The following is a 21,010-nucleotide window of genomic DNA, read 5'->3' on the forward strand; positions in this document are numbered from 1 at the left end:
TTTTCCCTTGCAATCACGCCAAAAATCCGCTATCATAGACGCAAATACGTTCCCTTGCGGCATAAAGGGAGTAAAGGAGTGGATTTTCTTATGGCAGAAAAAGAGATCAAGGGCATCAAAAAGTTTTTTGAAGAATTCAAGGCCTTCGCCATGCGCGGCAACGTGCTGGATATGGCAGTCGGTGTTGTGATCGGCGGTGCGTTCACGGCCATCGTCAACTCACTGGTGAACGACATCATCAACCCTGCCATCGGCCTGTTCTTCAACGCAGATTTCTCGGAAGTGGGCATCCATGTGGGTGATGTGATGATCGGCATTGGTGCATTCATCACCGCCATCATCAACTTCCTGATCGTGGCCTTTGTGCTGTTCGTGGTCATCAAGACCATCAACGCCCTGCACAAGAAGCCTGCTGAGTCGGAAGCTCCCGCAGAGCCCACCACCAAGGTGTGCCCCTACTGCCAGAGCGAGATCTCTATCAAGGCAGTGCGCTGCCCCCACTGCACCAGCAAGCTGGAGGGCTTCCCGGAGATCAACAACTGATCTTTTGCATCGGATAAAGCAAAACCTCCCTGCCCGGCCGCAGTCGCTGCGGTTCCAGAGCGGGGAGGTTTTACTTTATCCGGGAAAATGTGGAAGTCGGCCTCGGTCACAGCGCCGTTGTTGTCCACGGTGCCCTTGTAGAAGCGGGCAGACTGGATCTGGGCAGTGCCCATGCCGTCGCCGATGAACAGGAAGATGTACTTGGGTTTCTGGAACAGGCCCAGCATGCAGTTCTCCTCGTCAGCTGCTGCATCCGCTCCAACGTAAAAAGCCGGAAGGGGATGTAAAATCCTGCTCAAGTGCCGCCACTTTTTCCACAAACGTCTCCGCAAGGGTTGAAAGATGATGGCATTTCATTGTACAATAAGGGAGTAAGTGCTTTTTTACCTTTATATAAATTGAGAGGATTTTATATGGCAGAGATCAAAGTTCTGGCACTGGATCTGGATGGCACCCTGACCAACAGCCAGAAGGAAGTTACACCCCACACCCGCGCCGCACTGGATGCCGCAATTGCAAAGGGTGTCACCATCGTGCTGGCATCCGGCCGTCCCACCGCGGGCGTGCTGCCGCTGGCAAAGGAACTGGGGCTGGATAAAAAGGGCGGCTGCATCCTTTCTTACAACGGCGGCAAGATCATCGACTGCCGCACCGGCGAGACTTTGTACCAGAAACAGCTGGATGCCCAGTACGTACCCGAGCTGTGCGCCTTTGCCGCCGCACAGAACGTGACCATTATCACCTATAATAAAGAGGGCGTTGTCACCGAGCACCCGGACGACAAGTGGGCACTGCGCGAGTGCTTTACCTGCAAACTGCCCATGACCGGTGTGGACGATCTGGCAAAGTATGTGGATTACCCCATCTGCAAAATGCTCATCACGCTGGACCCCGCCCGCCGGGACGAGGTGTGGGCCGCCGGCAAAAAGCAGTTTGACGGCCGCATCGACCTGTACCCCTCCAGCCCGTTCTTTATTGAAGCCGTGCCGCTGGGCGTGGCCAAGGACGGCAGCCTTGCCGCCCTTTTGGAGCACATGGGCCTTGGCCGCGAAAACCTGATGGCCTGCGGCGATGGCCTGAATGACCGCTCCATGATCGCCTACGCCGGTGTGGGCGTGGCCATGCAGAATGCCGAAGAGCCGGTAAAGGCCGTGGCCGACTATGTGACTGCCGCCGACAACGACCACGACGGTGTGGCCGAGGCTGTGGAGAAGTTTATTTTAAAGTAACGAGAGGAACACAAAACAATGCCGCGCAATCTGGTTTTATTTGATCTGGAATGGAATATCGGCTACCAGCCGTATACCTTTAATTACCATGGCGTGCAGCAGACCTTCCGGGGCGAGATCGTGGAGATCGGTGCCGTGAAGATCGACGAGGATGCCAACGTGCTGGACACCTTTTCCATCCATCTGCGGCCCCGCATCTTCCGTAAGCTGCAGCATCACATTGCTAAAGTCACCGGCCTGACGCAGGCCGATCTGGACAAGGGTGAGCCCATCGTGCAGGGCCTGCGCCGCTTTATGCAGTGGTGCGGCCCGGATGCCGAATTTGCCGAGTGGGGCATGGATGACGTACCGGTGCTCAAGCAGAACCTGTACCTGTGCAACATCGACGAATCAAAGCCCACCATCTGGTACGACCTGCAGCAGGTGTTCCTGCGGGAGCATCCCCGCAAAGAGGGCGAGGGCATGACGCTGGAAAGTGTCGTCACCCGCTTAGGGCTGCCCATGGAGCGGCAGTTCCACGATGCCCTTTCCGACACGCTGTACACCGCCGATGTCTGCCGGATGCTCGACCTGCGGGCCGGTCTTGCGGCCTACCCCACTGAGGAGGAATCCCTGCGGGCCAGCCTGTGCCCCACCCCCGGCGACTACCGGGATTTTGAGGTCTTCCGCGGCTATGTGGAGCAGTACACCTGGCGCACCGACCCCAAAATTTACACCATGAGCTGCCCGGAGTGCGGCGCACCGCTCAAGCCCGATGATGTATGGTTGAAAAAGGGCAGCAACAGCTGGTACACCCTGAGCCAGTGCCCCCACTGCGCCGGCAGCAGCAATGCCGCAGGCAAGGGTGTGTTCCAGCGCTACAAGCTGGCCCGCCGCGACGGCCTGCACTGGAGCTACGCCCGCTGCCTGCAGATCCCGGACGATGCTTCTCTTGCCCGGTGGGAAAAGCAGCGCACCGCCCAGTTGGAGCGCATGAAGGCCCGCGCAGAAAAGCAGGCTGCGGAGTAAAACAGTACCGGCAGCTTCGTAGTATCCCAAGGAGGCTGTGCACAGGGCAAAAAAATGTCGCTTTGTGTTCATGCTTGTGTCATACAATATGGATATACTACGGATAGAGGAACCTGCGGATGGGAAAGCGCAGGCGGAAGGGATGGATGTGCACAATGAACTTTTGGCTGCGCCAGCTGGGAACGCTGGAGTTCTGGGAAACTCTGCTGGACAGTTTTGGCAACCTTGGCCCCATTGCCCCCATCACGCTGGCCATGGTGGAGTCGTTTTTTCCGCCGCTGCCGCTCATTGCCATTGTGGCGCTGAATGTAGCGGCTCACGGCGGCATTCTGGGTTTCCTGTACAGCTGGGCCGGTGTGGCGCTGGGCGGCAGCATCATGTTCCTGTTCTGGCGGCGGGTGGTCAAGTGCTTCTTCTGGAAGTTTGCCTCCCGCTCGCCCAAGCTGGAAAAGGCTCAGCAGTGGGTGAACCGCTTTGACACTTCGTCGCTGTTCATGCTCATGCTGCTGCCCTTCGCGCCAAGCTCCTTTATGCATCTGGCCTTTGGCATCTCGGACTTTGACGAAAAGCGCTATCTCATTACCATGCTGCTGGGCAAGGGCGTGATGATCGCCATGATGGCAGTGTTTGGGCAGTCGCTGGTCAGTTCCATGAAGAACCCGGTGTATCTGGTGCTGGCCGTTCTGCTGTGGGGCGGGATGTACTGGGTGAGCAAACAGTTCTGTAAAAAACACAATCTGGAATAATAATTCAGAATGCCCTCCACATTCGCTCTGGGCATATTTAGCGGAAAAATATTTTTATAATGGGGCAACAGCAGACAGCCTGCGGGCTGTCTGCTGTTGCATTTTCACAGTAATGGCCCAAAAGGCAAACTCCATCTGTTGCGCTTATTTCCTTCGGAAATGACCGCGCAACCGGAAAATATGCCGCTTGCAACTACAGCCCCTTCCGTAAAAAAGCAAACCAGCCAAGCCCGCAGGCTTGGCTGGTTTGCAATATAAAAATTATTTTATGCCCAGAGCAAAGCGGAGGGCATTTAAAATCGTTCCCTTCCCCTTGACATTCACTTTGACTGCTGTATAATATGTATGCTATCAAACAGTTTTATTTGAAACTGTTCAATGCCAAAACAACCATGAAGGACAAAACCATGATGTGTGACGAAACCAAAAACGAGTGCTGCAATCACGCCGATCCCCCTTGGGAAGGCCCACAGGTCATCCCGGCGCAGATCCGCCGGGTGGACAACCTGATCTTCCGCAAGATCAACCAGTTTGCCCGCGAAAATGACGTGGAGCAGGCCACCCCCATGCACGGGTGGATCATTGGGTATCTCTACCGCCACCGGGACACCCCCGTGTTCCAGCGGGACATTGAGCGAGAGTTTTCCATCACCCGCTCTACCGTGACCAACATCCTGCAATTGATGGAGCGCAAGGGCTATATTGAGCGGCGCAGCGTGCCGCAGGATGCCCGGCTCAAGCAGCTGGTGCTCACCGAAGAGGGCATCTGCTTCCACGAAAAGACGATGCTCTGCTTCCACCAGACCGACGACTATGTGGCCGGGCTGCTGACAACGGAGGAAAATACCGAGCTGCTGCGGCTTTTAAACAAGCTGCGGGAAGCTCTGCAGTGATGCAGTTTGCTAAATTTTGGGTTGTTAAATTAGTAATTATGAACATTTTTTGAAACGTCTTGACAATTAAAATGTTTTGTATAAAATTGTTCTGTACCAAACAAATAAAAAGTAACAGGAGGCAACTCAGATGATCAAAAAGTTAGTGTCACATCTGGGCGAGTATAAACGCGCCGCAGTCCTGACACCGCTCTTTGCCGCTCTGGAAGCCGTGATGGATGTGCTTTTGCCCACCATCATGGCCTTTATCATCGATCAGGGCATTGAAAAGGGCGATATGAACGCCATCCTCAAGTACGGCCTGCTCACCTTTCTGGTGGCTGTGGTCGCGCTGGTGCTGGGCGTTCTGGCCGGCAAATACGCCGCCGAGGCATCCACCGGCTTTGCCGGCAACCTGCGCGATGCCATGTATGAGAACATCCAGCATTATTCTTTTTCCAACATTGATAAGTTCTCCACTGCGGGCCTTGTCACCCGTATGACCACCGACGTGACCAACGTACAGAACGCATTCCAGATGATCGAGCGCATGTGCGTGCGCGCCCCGGTGCATCTGGTGTTCGCTTTGTTCATGGCCGTGATGATCGGCGGCCCGCTGTCACTGATCTTCGTGGTGGCTGTGGTCTTTCTGGTGGCGGTGCTGGCAGGCATCATGGTGCCCACCTTCCACATCTTTGACCGGGTGTTCAAAAACTACGATGCCCTGAACGCTTCCGTGCAGGAAAACGTCTCCGCCATCCGCGTAGTGAAGAGCTTCGTGCGCGAGGGCTTTGAAAACGAGAAGTACACCAAAGCCTGCCAGAGCCTGTACGACCAGTTTGTGAACGCTGAGAGCCGCCTGAGCTTCAATAACCCTGCCATGCTCACCGCCGTTTACGGCTGCAACATCGCCCTGAGCTGGCTGGGTGCCAAGTACGTTCTGCATGGCGCCATCACCACCGGCCAGCTGAACGCTCTGTTCGGCTACATCATGAACATCCTCATGGCCCTGATGATGCTGAGCATGGCCTTTGTCATGATCTCCATGTCTGCCGCTTCCGCAAAGCGTATTGTGGAAGTGCTGGACGAGACCACCGACCTGCCCCCCGCAAAGCAGCCGGTGCAGCAGGTGAAGGACGGCGGCATCGAGTTCGAGCATGTCACCTTCAAGTATAAGCACGGCAGCGGCCAGCCGGTGCTGAATGATATCACCTTCCGCATCAAGCCCGGCGAGACCTTAGGTATCATCGGCGGCACTGGCAGCGCAAAATCCAGCCTTGTGCAGCTGATCCCCCGCCTGTATGATGCCGAGACCGGCACCGTGAAGGTGGGCGGTGTGGATGTGCGCGACTACAACCTCGACGTGTTGCGCCGCGAGGTGTCCATGGTGCTGCAGAAGAACGTGCTGTTCAGCGGCACCATTCTCGATAACCTGCGCTGGGGCGACGAGAATGCCAGCGAGGAAGAGTGCATCCGTGTGGCAAAGCTTGCCTGCGCCGATGAGTTCATCGAGCGCTTCCCGAACAAATACAATACATGGATCGAGCAGGGCGGCTCCAACGTGTCCGGCGGCCAGAAGCAGCGCCTGACCATCGCCCGCGCCCTGCTGCGCAAGCCCAAGGTTCTGATTTTGGACGACTCCACCAGCGCCGTGGATACCGCTACCGATGCCAAGATCCGCAAGGCATTCCGGGAGGAGATTCCCGGCACCACCAAGATCATCATTGCACAGCGCATTTCCTCGGTGCAGGATGCCGACCGCATCCTTGTGCTGGATAACGGTAAGATCGATGGTCTGGGCACCCACGAAGAGCTGCTCAAGACCAACGCCATCTATCAGGAAGTTTACAACAGCCAGACCCAGGGCGGCGGCGACTTTGACAAACAGGGAGGTGAACAGTAATGGCTCAGGCAAAAGAAGTTCGCGGCCCCGGCCCCCGCATGGGCGGCCCCCGGCCCAAAGTGGAAAATCCGGGCAAGCTGCTGGGGCGCATCATGGGCGAAGTGTTCCAGCACTATCTGCCCCACTGCATCCTTGTACTTGTCTGCATCGTGGTCAGCGCGCTGGCAAACGTACAGGCCAGTCTGTTTTTAAAGACTCTGATGGATGATTACATCGTACCCATGACCCAGCAGCAGGACCCCGATTTTGCCCCGCTGGCAGCAGCTCTGCTGCGGGTAGGCATCATCTACGTTATCGGCATTCTGGCCGCATGGCTCAACGCCCGCATCATGGTCAACGTGACGCAGGGCACCCTGCGCAACCTGCGCACCCAGCTGTTCACCCACATGGAGAGCCTGCCCATCAAGTATTTTGACCAGCATCCCCATGGCGATATCATGTCCGTGTACACCAACGACGTGGATACCCTGCGCCAGATGCTCAGCCAGAGCATCCCGCAGCTGGTGTCCAGCGCCATTACCATTGTTTCGGTGTTCTTCAGCATGTGCATGCTCAGCTGGCAGCTGACGATCGTTACCATGCTGATGGTGGCGCTGATGATGTTCTGCTCCAAAAAGATCACCCAACAGTCCGGCAAATACTTCATCCAGCAGCAGCGCGACCTTGGCAAGGTGAACGGCTATATCGAAGAGATGATGGAGGGCCAGAAGGTCGTCAAGGTGTTCACCCACGAACAGAAGGCTCTGGCCGGCTTCCGCGAGCTGAACGACCAGCTGAAGGAAAGCGCCAAGCAGGCCAACAGCTTCGCCAACATCATGATGCCCGTCAACGCTCAGCTGGGCAATATCAGCTACGCCATCTGCGCTCTGGTGGGTGCAGCCATGGCTGTAGGCGGTGTAGGCAGCATGACCTTGGGCACCGTTGTGGCGTTTCTCTCGTTGAATAAGAGCTTCAACATGCCCATCAGTCAGGTGTCCATGCAGGCCAACAGCATCATCATGGCTCTGGCCGGTGCCGAGCGTATCTTCAAGATGATGGATGAACCCAGCGAGACCGACGAAGGCTATGTGACCCTTGTCAACGCAAAGTACGACCGCAACGACCAGCTGGTGGAGACGGACGAGCGCACCGGCATCTGGGCATGGAAGCACCCGCACCACGACGGCACTACCACCTACCACAAGCTGGAAGGCAGCATCACCTTTACCGATGTAGACTTTGGCTATGTGCCGGAAAAAACCGTCCTGCACGATATCAACCTGTATGGCCGTCCGGGCCAGAAGATCGCCTTTGTCGGTTCTACCGGTGCCGGTAAGACCACCATCACCAACCTTATCAACCGGTTCTACGACATTCAGGACGGCAAGATCCGCTACGACGGCATCAACATCCACAAGATCAAAAAGGCCGATCTGCGCCGTTCTCTGGGCATCGTGCTGCAGGACACCCATCTGTTCACCGGCACGGTGATGGAGAACATCCGCTACGGCCGGCTGGATGCCACCGATGAAGAGTGCATTGCCGCTGCCCGCCTTGCCAACGCGGATGGCTTCATCAAACGCCTGCCGGAAGGCTACAACACCATGCTCACCGGCGATGGTGCCAACCTCTCGCAGGGCCAGCGCCAGCTGCTGGCCATTGCCCGCGCCGCCGTGGCAGATCCCCCGGTGCTGATCCTGGACGAGGCCACCTCCTCCATCGATACCCGCACCGAAGCGCTGGTGCAACGCGGCATGGACGGCCTGATGTACGGCCGCACCAGCTTTGTCATTGCGCACCGCCTGTCCACCGTCCGCAATGCAGACTGCATCGTGGTGCTGGAGCAGGGCCGCATCATCGAGCGCGGCAGCCACGACGAGCTGATCGCTAAAAAAGGCAAGTATTACCAGCTGTACACCGGCAATCTGGCCGAAAACTAAGCGTTTTTCTACCTTCTCAAAAGAGCCGCCGCACCGGCACATCGCCGTGCGGCGGCTCCTTTTCTCTTCTCCGCTCTGGACAATCACCCCCTGTTCGCGGTATACTGAACCTTGAATGAATTGCAGGAAAACGAGGTCAGAACATGGCATATCCGGAAAACGCCCTTACATTGGATATCCTGCCGCTTTCGGCAGACACAGCCCGGCTGGTGCGGGTGTACGGCACAGAGCCGTGTATCGCGCTGCCCGGCACACTGCCAGCACCGGAGGGCGGCAGCTTTGCTGTTACCGAACTGGGCGACTACTGCTTTTCCGAAAAGCCGCGCAGCCTGCCTGCGGCAGACAAGACCTGCCGCTACGAGGCGGCCCCGGACGGCACGGCGCGGCTGACTCGGGCCTTTGGGCAGACGGTAGGCGGCACCTGCCGCCGGTACGACTTCGACTTTGACGCGCCCGCTGCCGGTTCGGATGCAGACGACCTGCACCCGGTGTGTGGGAACTTTCTCGAAGAGCTGACCCTGCCGGACAGCTTACAGGTCGTCGGCAGCTGCGCATTCTACAACTGCCGCAAGCTGCGTCTGCTCACCGTGGGCACGGGCAGCCTGACCATGGGCAGCGATGTGTTTTTGAACTGCTTTGCGCTGGAGACCATCCGGGTGCAGGCAGGCCCTGAAGAACCTACCGGCCTGTTTGCCCTTGTGAACAACATCACCGAAGCGGTGCGGGCTGAGTTTTGCCCTGCCGGTACAGCAGCCCCGCTGGCGGCGCTCTGGTATCCCGCCTACTGGGAGGATATCGAGGAGACCCCCGCCCACATCCTGCTGCACACCTTTTCCGGGCAGGGATATCATTACCGGCAGTGTTTTTTAGAGAACAAATTCCTCCCCGCAGAATACGACGCGATCTTCCCGCAGGGCCACGATGCCGACGATGCCAATGTGATGGCAATGCTCTGCTTTGACCGGCTGCGGTATCCGTGGCAGCTGACCGAAGCCGCCGCCGGGCACTACCGGGCATTTCTGGCAGCCAACACCGACCGGGTGCTGGCCCGCCTGCTGAAGGCGCAGGACAACGATGCCGTGCGTGCACTCATTGCGCTGGATGTGCTGGACAAAGCCGGCTTTGCCGAAGCTTCAGCCCTTGCCGCCAAGGCCGGGAACGCCGCTGCCGCCGCTCTGCTGGCGAATGCGGAGCACAAAAAGTATGCCCCTCAGCCCAAAAAGCAGCGGTACGATTTTGATTTTTGAGAGGTGACCACACGTTGCCAAAAGAAAAATTTTTTGACCCGCGCAAGCCGTTCCAGTCCCAGCGGCCGGAGACCCACGAGGAGTGGCAGGCACGCATGGGCGGCGAGGTGCTGGCGGTAGTGCGCAGCGGGCTGTATCTGGACTTCCGCTTTCTGGATATGGCGCTCAGTGCCTTGTCCCCCGCCCCGGACGAGCGCTGCCGGGTGCTGGCTACGGACGGTCAGGTCCTGTTTTATCAGCCCAGCCATCTGCTGCGGCTCTATCAGGACAATCCAAAATATCTCAACCGGTTGTATCTGCACACCATATTCCACTGCGTATTCCGACATTTGTGGCTGAAAGGCCGCCGGGAGCCGCAGCTGTGGAGCCTTGCCTGTGATATCGCAGTGGAGAATGTCATCGACAGCCTGAACCGCACCAGCGTCAAGCGCCCGCTGACCTATGTGCGCCAGAACGCCTACCAGCAGATCACCGCCGAGGAAACCGTGGTGGCAGCCGCGCCGGTGTATCGGTGGCTCACCCGGCAGACCCCCGGCGTGCTGCGCCAGCTGGAGCGGGAGTTCGTGACCGACGACCACCGTCTGTGGCCGAAGGATGCGCCTGACCAGCCCCAGCAGATGCCCACGCCGCTGCCCCAGAAAACGTGGCAGAAGATCGGGGAGCGGATGCAGACAGAGCTGGACCTGCGGGATAAGGAAGCCGGGGACGGTGCCGATGCCCTGAAGCAGCAGGTAAAAGCCGCCAACCGCAGCCGCCGCAGCTACCGGGATTTTCTGCGCCGGTTCTGCGTGCTGCGGGAGGAAGTAAAGCTGGACCCGGACGAGTTCGACCTGAACTTCTACACCTACGGCCTTTCGGTGTACGGAAACCTGCCCCTCATCGAGCCTCTGGAAAGCCGGGAAAGCAAAAAGATCGAGGAGCTGGCCCTTGTCATCGACACCAGCTACTCCACCTCCGGTGAACTAGTGCGGGCGTTCCTTGCGGAGACCTACACTCTGCTGAAAGGACAGGAGAACTTTTTTCACCGGATGAACCTGCACCTGATCCAGGCCGATAACGCCATCCGGCAGGATATCCTGATCCACAATGAGGACGAGCTGATCCACGCCATGAACCATTTTGAGCTGCGGGGCGGCGGCGGAACGGACTTCCGCCCGGCCTTTGAATACGTGAACCAGCTGTGCGCCGAGAAGAAGTTCTCGAACCTGCGGGGCCTTTTGTACTTCACCGACGGCATGGGCACCTACCCCGCCAAGCGCCCGGCCTACGACACCGCTTTTCTGTTTCTAGGCGACCGGTTCGATGATGCCAATGTGCCGCCGTGGGCCATGAAGGTGGTTCTGGACGAAGAAGAATTTACCGGCGCAGCAGCCCGCCCGGCTAATGCTCTTGCAGATGCGCTGGCCGAAGAGGACGACCTGTACCGTGACCTGAACAATTCGTGAGGGAATTTGTTATGAATATCAAACGAGCCAAAGAAGAAATTGAACACACCGTAAAAGCCTACCTTGCCAAGGATGCTCTGGGCGAATACGCCATCCCGGCCATCCGGCAGCGTCCCATTCTGCTCATGGGGCCTCCGGGCATTGGCAAGACGCAGGTGATGGAGCAGGTAGCCCGGGAGTGCGGCGTGGCGCTGGTGGCCTACACCATCACCCACCACACCCGCCAGAGCGCCGTGGGCCTGCCCTTCATCCGCCAGCGCAACTACGGCGGTAAAGATGTCTCGGTGACTGAATACACCATGAGCGAGATCATTGCCAGCATCTACGCCAAGATGGAGGCCACCGGCCTCTCTGAGGGCATTCTGTTCATCGACGAGATCAACTGTGTGTCGGAAACGCTGGCCCCCACCATGCTGCAATTTTTGCAATGCAAGACCTTTGGCAATCAGGCCGTGCCTGCGGGCTGGGTGATCGTGGCGGCAGGCAACCCACCGGAATATAACAAATCTGTGCGCGACTTTGATATCGTTACGCTGGACCGCGTGCGCCGCATGGACATTGAGCCGGACCTGCCCGTGTGGAAGGACTATGCCCGCGCTGCCCACATCCACAGCGCCATTTTGAGCTATCTGGAGCTGCACCCGCAGAACTTCTACCAGATCAACGCCGATGTGGACGGCACCCAGTTCGTGACCGCCCGCGGCTGGGAGGATCTTTCCAATCTGCTGGACACCTACGAAACACTGGGTCTGCAGGCCGATGAAGACCTGATCTGCGAGTACATCCAGCACCCGAAGATCGCAGAGGACTTCTCCGCCTACCTCGACCTTTACTATAAGTACCGCGACGACTACGGCGTAGAGGAGATCTTGGCCGGACAGGCAAAGCCCGCCGTGTTCGCACGGCTGCTGCAGGCCCCCTTCGACGAGCGGCTTTCGCTGGTCAGCCTGATCCTTGCAGGCCTCGGCACCCGGTTCACGGCCTCCCGTCAGGCAGATGCAGTGGCCGACAGCTGCTATGCCTTTCTGCGGGAAACCAAAAAAGCCCTTGCCACCGTTCCGGAGGATATCCCGGACGGCTCGGCAGAAATGTTCCACCAGCAGATCATGGATTACGACACCGAAACACAGCAAAAGCGTGCCGCCGGGCTGCTGAGCAAAGATGCTCTGACCACCCGCCTGCAAGTGCTGGCCGTGCTGCGCGGCTGGGAGGGCGAACTGCGCCGTGCCAACGCCGCCGGTACACAGGAAGCCTTCGACCTGCTGCGTGAGCAGTTCCAGTCCCTTGCCGATGAGCGCGAAAAGGCCCAGCAGACCGCCAGCGCCGCGCTGGAAGCCGCTTTCGACTTTATGGAGCAGGCCTTTGCCGAAAGCCAGGAGATGGTGGTGTTTGTCACCGAGCTGACGGTGAACCCGGTGTCCCACGCCTTCCTCACCGAGAACGGCTGCGAACGCTACTTCAAGTACAACAAAGACCTGCTGCTGGACCACCGCAAAGCTGCCCTGCAGCAGGAGCTGGCTGCAGAGCAGCGCCGCCACGGCGGGGTGTGAGCCATGCTGGAAAATATTCTGTTCAGCATGAACAGCACCATGCCGCTGTTCTTTATCATGCTGCTGGGCTATGTGCTGCACCGCACCGGTTTTCTGAGCGATGCGTTCGTGGCCGGGGCCAACAAGTTCGTGTTTTATGTGGCACTGCCGGTGCAGCTGTTCCGCGACCTTGGCAAAAACGATGTCCGCGCCACCTTCGATGGCCGGTATGTGCTGTTCTGCTTTGCGGTCACACTGGCGTGCATCCTTGTGATCTGGGCGCTGGCAAAGCTGTTTTTAAAGGGCACCGGCCTTGTGGGCGAGTTCGTTCAGGTGTGTTACCGTTCGTCGGCTGCCATCCTCGGCTCGGCTTTTCTGCAGAGCATCTACGGCGATGCCAGCATGTCCAGCCTGATAATCCTTGGCAGTGTGCCGCTGTATAACATCATGGCAGTGGTCATTTTGATGCTGGAAGCGCCCACTGCGCAGGCTCAGACCGGCAATATGGCTGAAAAGCTCAAAAAGAGTGTGAAAGGCATCCTGACGAACCCCATCCTTCTGGGCATTGCAGCGGGCTTTGCGTGGAGCATGCTGCACATTTCCATGCCTGCCATGCTGGATAAGGCCCTTTCCAATGTGGCCGGTCTGACCAGCCCTCTGGCCCTGCTTGCCATTGGTGCAGGCTTCAAGGGCAAAAAAGCTCTGGGATACCTCAAGCCTACCGCTGTGGCTACTGTGGTCAAGCTGATGGTGCTGCCTGCGCTGTTCCTGCCGCTGGCTGTGCGCTTTGGCTTTACCGACGAAAAGCTGGTGGCCCTGCTGGTGATGCTGGGCAGCATCACCACCCCGGCGTGCTACGTTATGGCAAAGCAGATGGGCCACGAAGGTGTGCTTACCGGCAGCGTGTGCGTTACCACCACCCTGTTCAGCGCATTCAGCCTGACCTTCTGGCTGTTCGTGCTGCGGAGCCTCGGATATATTTTATAACATCTTTTGCATAGCACAACAGCGGACGGCCTGCAGGCTGTCCGCTGTTTGCTTTTCAGATGTTGCTTGGGGAATCAGGCCGCACCGAAGGGATGCAGCTTCTGCCCTTTATTCTGTCATTTCCAGTTCAGAGATCCATTCCCGCACGCGGTCCGGGCGGTTTGTGACGATGGCATCCGGCTGCAGGGGCCAAAGGTCTTTCACGGCCTGTTCCCCGTCCACCGTCCAGTATGCCGCCTTGATGCCCAGATCATGCAGCTTCTGCACCATGCTGGGCTGCTGGTAAGCGGTGTGATATTCACAGCTCACCCAGTCCGGCTTGAAGTCCAGCGTCTGCACATACTTTACCGGGTCCCGCTGTTCCAGCAGGCGCTGGGCTACCTCTACCAGACTCTTGCCCGGAAAGTTCGCCTGCAGCATACTGATCTGATTGCCCATCCAGCGCAGGGCCCAGCTGCAGTTTTCGTCATCCACATTTTCCACCGACAGCGGCGGCAGCTGTGGAAAATCATCCTCTTCCAGCCCGTTCTGCAGGCCAAGCATTTCCCATGTGCTAGTGGGCAGCGCCATGGTCTCCAACGCACCGTAGACCAGCACGCCCACCTTCAGCTCCGGCATCAGCTGCTTTGCCTGCCGCAGCAGGTCGTGGTTGAACGAGATCACCACCAGCCGGTCGGTAATGTTTGCTGCACGCACCTCCTCGATCACGCGGGGGACAAAATCCGGGTCGTCATCGATGGTGGCCTTCATTTCCAGCTGAACGATGGTACCTTCCATTTCCCTGCACAGAGCCAGTGCCTCCTGCAGGGTAGCGATCCTCTCGTTCCGATAGTTCACATCCTTCCAGCTGCCAAAGTCCAGCGCCTTCAGCTCGCCCTCGGTCATGTCGTAGATCTGGCCACGCATATCGGTGTGCCAGTCAATGACAAAATCATGGTGGATCACCAGCTTTTTATCGCTGGTCTGCTGTACGTCCATTTCCACGCCGTCCGCGCCGATCTCCATCGCCTTGCGGAACGCAGAAAGGGTATTTTCCGGCGCAAGATAGGACGCGCCGCGGTGTGCAATGATCTCAGGTGTCATAAATTCCAATTCTTTCTCACAAATTTATTTTTTCGCAAATTTCAGGCAAGGTCGGTGCCGTTTGAAGCAATAACCTTTTTGTACCAATAGAAGCTGTCCTTGCGGCTGCGGGCCAGTGTGCCGTTGCCGTCGTTGTCCTTATCCACATAGATAAAGCCGTAGCGCTTTTTCATCTCACCGGTGGATGCGCTCACAAGGTCGATAGGGCCCCATGTGGTGTAGCCCATCAGCGGCAGGCCGTCCTCGTTGACGGCCTTTTCCATCTGCTCGATGTGGGCGCGCAGATAATCGATGCGGTAGCTGTCGTGGATGGAGCCGTCCGCTTCCACGGTATCCACCGCGCCAAGGCCGTTCTCCACAATGAACATGGGCTTTTCGTACCGGTCGTAGATGGTGTTCAGGGTCACGCGCAGGCCCACCGGGTCGATGGCCCAGCCCCACTCGCTGGCCTTGAGGTAGGGGTTCTTTACAGCTTCCAGCACCGCATTGCCGTCGGCCTTTTCTTCTGCCAGGATCTCCTGATCCGTGGTGATGCAGCGGCTGGAATAGTAGCTGAAGGAGACAAAATCCACGGTGCCTTCTTTCAGAACCTGCTCATCGCCCGGCTCGGTGTGTAGGGTGATGCCGGCCTTCTCCATCCGCTTTTTTGCCCACACCGGGTAGGCACCGCGGGCCTGCACATCGGTAAAGAAGTAGTTGTCGCGGTCCGCTTCCTGCGCGGCACGGATATCCTCCGGTGCACAGGTGCGCGGGTAATACTGGCCTGCCGCCAACATACAGCCCACCATGGCACCGGGCATCTTTTCATGGGCCAGCTTGACCGCCTTTGCGCTGGCCACCAGCTCATGATGTGCCGCCTGATACTCCACCTGCTGCACATTCTCGCCCGGATAGAACACCAGCCCCGCGCCGGTAAAGGGCAGATGCAGCAGCATGTTGATCTCGTTGAAGGTGAGCCAGTATTTCACCTTCCCCTTGTAGCGGTCAAACAGCACTTCACAGTAGTGCACATAGGCATCCACCATGCGGCGGTCTTTCCAGCCGCCATACTTTTTTATGAGGGCAATGGGGGTATCGAAGTGGCAGATGGTCACAAGCGGTTCAATGCCGTATTTGTGGCACTCATCAAACACATCCTCATAGAACTTCAAGCCTTCTTCATTGGGCTGGGCATCGTCGCCGTTCGGCAGGATGCGGGTCCATGCGATGGACAGCCGGAAGCACTTGAAACCCATCTCGGCAAAGAGGGCGATGTCCTCTTTATAATGGTGATACAGGTCAATGGCTTCATGGCTGGGATAATAGTGCTTGTCGTCGCACTCCAGCATTTCCAGCCGACCCAGCGCCACCGGGAAGCGGTCCGGGCCAAACGGGGTCACATCCACGGTGGCAAGGCCCTTGCCGCCTGCCTGCCATGCGCCCTCGCACTGGTTGGCAGCGGTGGCACCGCCCCACAGAAAATCTTTGGGAAAACTGCCCATATGTAAACCCTCCCTATTTTAATTTGTTGATTATAAGATACCGCACAATCGCCGGAATGTCCATGCCTACATTTTACAAAAAGGTGCTTCATTGTTGTGAAAGTACGACTTTTATCGTCAAATCGCCGAATTTTGATTCTATTTTTCGTACATTTTTCACGAGAAAAAAGCAAAAACGGCCTGATTTTCCTTTCATTCTGTTTCTTTCAAACTGTCCGCAGACATGGTACAATAATCAGGTAAGATACACCGCCGCTTTTTCGGCATTGGAAAATGGAGTGTTTGATTATGACTGAGTTCAAGCCCATTAAAGAAGGCAAGGTTCGTGAGATCTATGATAACGGTGACAGCCTCATCATGGTTGCTACCGACCGCATTTCCGCGTTTGATGTCATCCTGAAAAACAAGGTCACCAAAAAGGGCACCGTTCTGACCCAGATGAGCAAATTCTGGTTCGATTACACCCGCGATCTGCTGCCCAACCACATGCTGAGCGTGGACGTGAAGGATATGCCTGAGTTTTTCCAGCAGCCGCAGTTCGACGGCAACAGCATGATGTGCCGTAAGCTGACCATGCTGCCCATTGAGTGCATCGTGCGCGGCTACATCACCGGCAGCGGCTGGGCCAGCTACCAGAAGACCGGCAAGGTGTGCGGCATCCAGCTGCCCGAGGGCCTGAAGGAATCCGACAAGCTGTCCGAGCCTATCTACACTCCCTCCACCAAGGCCGAGATCGGCGACCACGACGAGAACATCTCCTACGAAAAGAGCATCGAGGTGCTGGAAAAGCAGTTCCCCGGCCACGGCGAGGAGTACGCCACCAAGCTGCGCGACTACACCATTGCCCTGTACAAGAAGTGTGCTGAATATGCGCTCTCCCGCGGCATCATCATTGCCGACACCAAGTTTGAGTTTGGTCTGGATGAGAACGGCAACGTGGTGCTGGGCGACGAAATGCTCACCCCGGATTCCTCCCGCTTCTGGCCGCTGGAGGGCTACGAGCCGGGCCACAGCCAGCCCTCTTTTGATAAGCAGTTCGTGCGAGACTGGCTCAAGGCCAACCCCGACAGCAACTACGATCTGCCGCAGGACGTGATTGACAAGACCATTGCCAAGTATCTGGAGGCTTACGAGCTGCTCACCGGCAAAAAGCTGTAAGATCGACCGTATAAACGTACAAAAAATGCTTCCGTGCGGCGCACGGAAGCATTTTTTTGTTTCACTCGCTCAGCTCCGAACTTTCCTCAGAATAAGCTTCGGACTCTGCCGGTTCTTCGTTTTCTTCGTCCAGCAGGTACTGCACCTCGGTCTGCTTTGCCATCTGGTCAGCCGTCCAGTCCAGCTGCGCAATGCCCACCAGCTCCAGCGTGTACTGCTCCACCTGCTGCAGTGTTCCCGTGCCAAGGCTCTCTTCCGGGTCGTTGTCCGGCGACCATGTAATGCGCAGCTCATTCGGCTGTGCGCTGCATTGCTGCACGGCATCGGTCACGCTGCGGCAGTCCTGCGCAAAGGCCTGTACGCTGTCATAGCCGCCAAACAGCTCCACAGTCAGGCTCAGATAGCCGTTTCCGGCATTCACATCCCGCAGCGTTTTCGCCTCACTGCTGTACAGGTAGGCGTTTCCGCTGATATTCTTCACACGGATATCCGGGGCTGTTTGTTTGATCTTGTCATAGGCTTCTGTCGTATATTCCTGCCCCAGCTTCATGCTTGCCTGATTCCGCTCCGGGCCGAGTTCATCCCACACCACCGGCAGCAGCGAAAGGCCAAAGCACCCGGCCATGAGCACAAGGCAGATCAGCACCGACCAGAAATCGTATTTCCAGCGGCCCGGGCGGGCGGCAAAGAACAGCACCTCGCCGCCCAGCAGGATCAGCCCTGCCGCCGGGGCGATCTTGAGCGTCAGCTTCCAGTCAAAGCCCGGCACAAAATAGGCAAGCAGAAAGAAGATGCCCGCTGCGATCAGGCATACGCCCAGCGTAAAGCTGCCCACCCGGCGCAGCGGCTGCGGTTTTGCAGTCTGCGGTGCTTCACCGGTCAGCGGCGCATCATTTCTCGTCTCGTCCATCGTCGGCATCCTCCGTCTCATCGTCCGGGGTCACGGGCTTGCCCAGCAGAGCCGAGAGTTTGGGCATGGCAAAGCCCCTTGCTTCCGGCTCTGCCTGCGCATCCTGTGCGGTATACTCGGTAAAATCTTCATCTTCGGCATCGTTCTGCGGCTTCTGCTTTCTGCCTTTGGGGCCGCGCACCAGCCACGCACCGCAGATGATCAGGGCCACGCAGACCACCACCTCCGGCAGCTGATCCATCATCAGGTAAAGTGCGCGGAAGAAAGGGCTGCTCTGGCCCCAGCGCCACACGATATCCCCCAGCGTGTTCATAAGGATGTTCTGGTAGGCCACCAGTGCGCCCAGCGCGATCAGGCCCCAACCCAGCAGCTTGTGGCTGTCCAGCATGAACTGTTCCATGCGCTGGTCGTGCCAGTTGATGTGCACCAGATAATCGTCCTGCGGGGCGGTGCCTGCGCCGATCTGCGCCCGGAGATTGAAGGTGTCAAAGAAGCTGTACATCCACACAATGGGCATGGCTACATACAAAACTTCCAGCAGAGTGCTCGCACCAAAGGCCACGCAGAACATCGTAATGAGCGAAAGGCCGCGCTTCATGTAGCCCTGATACATCTGGCCTGCGCCCGGGCAAAAGGCGAAGAGGAAGGTCAGGATTCCGTTTTTCATCATAATCGATCTCCTTATTTTGTTTGATCTGCAAGTGGCGAATTTTTGTGTTTTTCTGCTGCAGGGCCGCCGGCTCCGAACAGCAGGTCATTGAGTGCTTTTGCCAGCGAAGCCTGCTGCTTCGGCTCGTCGTCGTCCATTGGCTTTCCCAGTATTTCCGGCTGGGCGGACGGGCGGTCATCTTCCATCGGCTTGCCCAGCTGCAAGGCTTCTTCGGTCTGGCTCTGGCTGGTCTCCGGTGTCCATGTGTGCAGCTCCTGCCGGAAATTCAGCAGCTGGTCTATGGTGCCGGAGCGCCACATGGTAAAGGCCAGCACCGCCGCCACACCGGCCACTGCGGCACGGCCCCATGTGTTCTGCATCAGCCGCACCCAGATGGCGGCCATCACCGCCTTGTGCGCGGAGTGGGGCGGCGTTTCCAGCGCATCTGCCGTCAGCAGAGCGGTGTAGCGATCCATGCATTTATCGCAGTAGGATAAATGCTCGGCGGTTTCCAGCCGGCCCAGCTCATCCAGCCCACCTGCCTGCAGGGCCTGCAGGCCTTCGTCGGTCAGGCAGCCGTTTTTGTCAAACAGTTCCATGTACGCACTCCTTTCCATCGTTTTCACTCTGTAGTATCTGCTGTGCCAGCATCTTTTTTGCCCGGTAGATCTGTGCTTCCACCGTCTTGGGCGGGCGGCCGCACAGCTGTGCCGCCTCGGCCATGGTGTGCTGTTCCAGCAGCACCAGACGGCAGGGCGTTCTGTAGGGCTCCCGCAGGTCCAGGATCATGGCGGTGAGCTCTTCCTCGCCCAGAGCATCCAGCACCTGCTGTTCCGGCTGGGTGCCGGGCGGCGCACCTTCCAGCGCCAGCACATCGTCGCCGGGAATGTTCACCCTGCGCACCCATGCGCTGCGCAGATAGTCCTTTGCCTTGTTGGCAGCGATGCGTGCCAGCCACTGTTTTTCAAACCCGGACGGGCAGCGGTCAATGGCCCGCCATGCCGCCAGAAAGGTCTCCTGCGTCAGGTCCTGCGCATCGCCGGCATCCGGCACCAGCTGGTGGCAGACCGTATACACGAGCGACTGGTATTTCTGCACCATCGCGCTGAATTCCAAAGTCGTCAACGGCCTGCCCACCTCCTTTCAGTTTCGTCCCGGTCCGACGAAGTGCAGCCCCTGCGCTGCCCTTCTGCACATTCATACGAAACAGCCGTTCAAAATCCTGCAAAAACTTTTATTTTTATGATACAATAGAAGTAGTATAGCACAAAAGGAGGCATTCGGCCATGGCTGTCAGTACCCGTCAGGCACTTTTGCAGGCACTTTCCGCTGCCGGGGGCAGCTACGTTTCCGGCCAGCAGCTGGCCGAGACCCTCGGCGTGAGCCGCGCTGCCGTGCACAAGGCCGCTGCGGCCCTCACGGCCCAAGGGTACGCGCTGGAAGCTGCGCCCCGCCGGGGCTACCGGCTGGCAGGCGGCGACCCGTTCTGCACCGAAGCCATCGGGGACTACCCTGCACCCATCTATTTATATGACACGCTGGAAAGCTCCAACCGCACGGCAAAGCTGCTGGCGCTGGATGGTGCACCCCATGGCACGCTGGTGCTCACCGCCCACCAGAGCGCCGGACGCGGCAGGCTGGGCCGGAGATTTGAAAGCCCGGCAGGCAAGGGCGTTTACTGCTCTGTGCTGCTGCGCCCGGAAATGCCCGCCGCCAATGCCCAGACCGCTACCATCAGCGCCGCGGTGGCGGTCTGCCGTGCCGTGAAAAAGCTCTGCGGGCTGGAGCTTGCCATCAAGTGGGTCAACGACCTGTACTATCAGGGCAGAAAGGTCTGCGGCATCCTGACCGAAGCGGGGACCGACCTCGAGAGCGGACAGCTGGAATGGCTGGTGGTCGGCATCGGGCTGAACCTTACCTCCACCGCTGCCGACTGGCCGGAGGAGCTGGCCCGCAGAGCCGGGAGCCTGTACCCCGGCGGGCCTGCCCCGGTGAGCCGGGCCGCACTGGCCGGGGCCATTGCCCGGGAGCTGCTGGCCCTCTGCCCGGCGTTTGACTGTCTGGATGAGTACCGCGCCCGGTGCTTTGTGCCCGGCCACTGGGTGACGGTGTGCGCCGAGACCGAGACCTACGCCGCAAAGGCCCTTGCCATCGACGAGGAAGGGCGGCTGGTCATCCAGCGGGAGAACGGCCGACAGGAAGCCCTGCGCTGCGGCGAAGTGACCACACGGCCTGCACGGACCGAATAAGACGCAAAAAAGCACCCTTTCCTGCCCGGAAAGAGTGCTTTTTATGTTCTGC

General features: G+C 58.2%; 20 protein-coding genes. 14 read left to right on the forward strand and 6 right to left on the reverse strand.

Going from position 1 to position 21,010, the window contains the following annotated elements; genetic code table 11:
- Positions 1–90 precede the first annotated feature (90 nt).
- The 12 genes from mscL (at position 91) to DXA66_RS10285 (ending at position 13,428) form a co-directional block, all read left to right on the forward strand.
- Positions 91–543: a large conductance mechanosensitive channel protein MscL gene (gene mscL / locus DXA66_RS10230; protein ID WP_118528679.1), complete on the forward strand. Its 453-nt coding sequence runs from the start codon at positions 91–93 to the stop codon at positions 541–543.
- 89 nt (positions 544–632) lie between these two features.
- Positions 633–830 carry a hypothetical protein gene (locus DXA66_RS14310; protein WP_158576374.1) on the forward strand — a complete coding sequence of 66 codons (198 nt, stop codon included), beginning with the start codon at positions 633–635 and terminating at the stop codon, positions 828–830.
- Between the two features lie 126 nt (positions 831–956).
- Positions 957–1,772, forward strand: a complete 816-nt coding sequence (locus DXA66_RS10240) for a Cof-type HAD-IIB family hydrolase (RefSeq protein ID WP_118528681.1) — start codon at positions 957–959, stop codon at positions 1,770–1,772.
- Positions 1,773–1,790: 18 nt separating this feature from the next.
- The gene (locus tag DXA66_RS10245; RefSeq protein WP_118528683.1) at positions 1,791–2,780 is read left to right on the forward strand and encodes a 3'-5' exonuclease; all 990 of its coding nucleotides are present in this window, start codon (positions 1,791–1,793) and stop codon (positions 2,778–2,780) included.
- Positions 2,781–2,935: 155 nt separating this feature from the next.
- On the forward strand, positions 2,936–3,526 hold the full coding sequence (locus DXA66_RS10250) for a TVP38/TMEM64 family protein (RefSeq protein ID WP_243089088.1): 591 nt from the start codon (positions 2,936–2,938) through the stop codon (positions 3,524–3,526).
- A gap of 407 nt (positions 3,527–3,933) precedes the next feature.
- Positions 3,934–4,419 carry a MarR family winged helix-turn-helix transcriptional regulator gene (locus DXA66_RS10255; protein ID WP_243089089.1) on the forward strand — a complete coding sequence of 162 codons (486 nt, stop codon included), beginning with the start codon at positions 3,934–3,936 and terminating at the stop codon, positions 4,417–4,419.
- 130 nt (positions 4,420–4,549) lie between these two features.
- Positions 4,550–6,301 carry an ABC transporter ATP-binding protein gene (locus DXA66_RS10260; protein WP_118528689.1) on the forward strand — a complete coding sequence of 584 codons (1,752 nt, stop codon included), beginning with the start codon at positions 4,550–4,552 and terminating at the stop codon, positions 6,299–6,301.
- Entirely contained in the window at positions 6,301–8,220 is a 1,920-nt protein-coding gene (locus DXA66_RS10265) for an ABC transporter ATP-binding protein (protein WP_118528691.1), read from the forward strand. The genes DXA66_RS10260 and DXA66_RS10265 overlap by 1 nt, the downstream gene beginning before the upstream one ends.
- Positions 8,221–8,363: 143 nt before the next feature.
- On the forward strand, positions 8,364–9,467 hold the full coding sequence (locus DXA66_RS10270) for a leucine-rich repeat protein (protein WP_118528693.1): 1,104 nt from the start codon (positions 8,364–8,366) through the stop codon (positions 9,465–9,467).
- 14 nt (positions 9,468–9,481) lie between these two features.
- Positions 9,482–10,912: a VWA-like domain-containing protein gene (locus tag DXA66_RS10275; protein WP_347562395.1), complete on the forward strand. Its 1,431-nt coding sequence runs from the start codon at positions 9,482–9,484 to the stop codon at positions 10,910–10,912.
- Positions 10,913–10,923: 11 nt separating this feature from the next.
- Entirely contained in the window at positions 10,924–12,462 is a 1,539-nt protein-coding gene (locus DXA66_RS10280) for an ATP-binding protein (protein WP_118528697.1), read from the forward strand.
- A gap of 3 nt (positions 12,463–12,465) precedes the next feature.
- Positions 12,466–13,428: an AEC family transporter gene (locus tag DXA66_RS10285; protein WP_118528699.1), complete on the forward strand. Its 963-nt coding sequence runs from the start codon at positions 12,466–12,468 to the stop codon at positions 13,426–13,428.
- Positions 13,429–13,536: 108 nt separating this feature from the next.
- Here the strand turns inward: DXA66_RS10285 and DXA66_RS10290 are convergent, their stop codons facing one another.
- Complete coding sequence (locus DXA66_RS10290) at positions 13,537–14,511, reverse strand: glycerophosphodiester phosphodiesterase family protein (protein WP_005943990.1); 975 nt, start codon at positions 14,509–14,511, stop codon at positions 13,537–13,539.
- Positions 14,512–14,552: 41 nt separating this feature from the next.
- On the reverse strand, positions 14,553–15,992 hold the full coding sequence (locus DXA66_RS10295) for a 6-phospho-beta-glucosidase (RefSeq protein WP_097774317.1): 1,440 nt from the start codon (positions 15,990–15,992) through the stop codon (positions 14,553–14,555).
- Between the two features lie 288 nt (positions 15,993–16,280).
- On the opposite strand from DXA66_RS10295, the gene DXA66_RS10300 reads away from it, so the two are divergent.
- A complete protein-coding gene (locus tag DXA66_RS10300) occupies positions 16,281–17,150 on the forward strand; it encodes a phosphoribosylaminoimidazolesuccinocarboxamide synthase (RefSeq protein ID WP_118528701.1) in 870 nt (289 codons plus the stop codon).
- Between the two features lie 61 nt (positions 17,151–17,211).
- On the opposite strand, the gene DXA66_RS10305 is transcribed toward DXA66_RS10300, so the two are convergent.
- Genes DXA66_RS10305 through DXA66_RS10320 form a run of 4 tightly spaced genes read right to left on the reverse strand, consistent with a single transcriptional unit; the run spans position 17,212 to position 19,834 of the window.
- Positions 17,212–18,060 (reverse strand): hypothetical protein, encoded by an 849-nt coding sequence (locus DXA66_RS10305; RefSeq protein ID WP_118528703.1) that lies wholly within the window; start codon positions 18,058–18,060, stop codon positions 17,212–17,214.
- The gene (locus DXA66_RS10310) at positions 18,041–18,730 is read right to left on the reverse strand and encodes a hypothetical protein (protein ID WP_118528705.1); all 690 of its coding nucleotides are present in this window, start codon (positions 18,728–18,730) and stop codon (positions 18,041–18,043) included. Before DXA66_RS10310 ends, DXA66_RS10305 begins: the two co-directional genes overlap by 20 nt.
- 11 nt (positions 18,731–18,741) lie before the next feature.
- Positions 18,742–19,308, reverse strand: a complete 567-nt coding sequence (locus DXA66_RS10315) for a hypothetical protein (protein WP_118528707.1) — start codon at positions 19,306–19,308, stop codon at positions 18,742–18,744.
- The gene (locus DXA66_RS10320) at positions 19,295–19,834 is read right to left on the reverse strand and encodes an RNA polymerase sigma factor (protein WP_243089090.1); all 540 of its coding nucleotides are present in this window, start codon (positions 19,832–19,834) and stop codon (positions 19,295–19,297) included. The genes DXA66_RS10315 and DXA66_RS10320 overlap by 14 nt, the downstream gene beginning before the upstream one ends.
- 161 nt (positions 19,835–19,995) lie before the next feature.
- Between DXA66_RS10320 and DXA66_RS10325 the strand changes: the two genes are divergently transcribed.
- Complete coding sequence (locus DXA66_RS10325; RefSeq protein WP_118528711.1) at positions 19,996–20,958, forward strand: biotin--[acetyl-CoA-carboxylase] ligase; 963 nt, start codon at positions 19,996–19,998, stop codon at positions 20,956–20,958.
- Positions 20,959–21,010 lie beyond the last annotated feature (52 nt).

This window comes from Faecalibacterium sp. OF03-6AC (genome assembly GCF_003478175.1).
Classification (GTDB): domain Bacteria; phylum Bacillota; class Clostridia; order Oscillospirales; family Ruminococcaceae; genus Faecalibacterium; species Faecalibacterium taiwanense.

Bases quoted from the DNA above. Each gene is read 5' to 3' on its own strand.
- mscL (WP_118528679.1), top strand. From the start codon at position 91: ATGGCAGAAAAAGAGATCAAGGGCATCAAAAAGTTTTTTGAAGAATTC.
- DXA66_RS10240 (WP_118528681.1), top strand. From the start codon at position 957: ATGGCAGAGATCAAAGTTCTGGCACTGGATCTGGATGGCACCCTGACC.
- DXA66_RS10245 (WP_118528683.1), top strand. From the start codon at position 1,791: ATGCCGCGCAATCTGGTTTTATTTGATCTGGAATGGAATATCGGCTAC.
- DXA66_RS10250 (WP_243089088.1), top strand. From the start codon at position 2,936: ATGAACTTTTGGCTGCGCCAGCTGGGAACGCTGGAGTTCTGGGAAACT.
- DXA66_RS10255 (WP_243089089.1), top strand. From the start codon at position 3,934: ATGATGTGTGACGAAACCAAAAACGAGTGCTGCAATCACGCCGATCCC.
- DXA66_RS10260 (WP_118528689.1), top strand. From the start codon at position 4,550: ATGATCAAAAAGTTAGTGTCACATCTGGGCGAGTATAAACGCGCCGCA.
- DXA66_RS10265 (WP_118528691.1), top strand. From the start codon at position 6,301: ATGGCTCAGGCAAAAGAAGTTCGCGGCCCCGGCCCCCGCATGGGCGGC.
- DXA66_RS10270 (WP_118528693.1), top strand. From the start codon at position 8,364: ATGGCATATCCGGAAAACGCCCTTACATTGGATATCCTGCCGCTTTCG.
- DXA66_RS10280 (WP_118528697.1), top strand. From the start codon at position 10,924: ATGAATATCAAACGAGCCAAAGAAGAAATTGAACACACCGTAAAAGCC.
- DXA66_RS10285 (WP_118528699.1), top strand. From the start codon at position 12,466: ATGCTGGAAAATATTCTGTTCAGCATGAACAGCACCATGCCGCTGTTC.
- DXA66_RS10290 (WP_005943990.1), bottom strand. From the start codon at position 14,511: ATGACACCTGAGATCATTGCACACCGCGGCGCGTCCTATCTTGCGCCG.
- DXA66_RS10295 (WP_097774317.1), bottom strand. From the start codon at position 15,992: ATGGGCAGTTTTCCCAAAGATTTTCTGTGGGGCGGTGCCACCGCTGCC.
- DXA66_RS10300 (WP_118528701.1), top strand. From the start codon at position 16,281: ATGACTGAGTTCAAGCCCATTAAAGAAGGCAAGGTTCGTGAGATCTAT.
- DXA66_RS10305 (WP_118528703.1), bottom strand. From the start codon at position 18,060: ATGGACGAGACGAGAAATGATGCGCCGCTGACCGGTGAAGCACCGCAG.
- DXA66_RS10310 (WP_118528705.1), bottom strand. From the start codon at position 18,730: ATGATGAAAAACGGAATCCTGACCTTCCTCTTCGCCTTTTGCCCGGGC.
- DXA66_RS10315 (WP_118528707.1), bottom strand. From the start codon at position 19,308: ATGGAACTGTTTGACAAAAACGGCTGCCTGACCGACGAAGGCCTGCAG.
- DXA66_RS10325 (WP_118528711.1), top strand. From the start codon at position 19,996: ATGGCTGTCAGTACCCGTCAGGCACTTTTGCAGGCACTTTCCGCTGCC.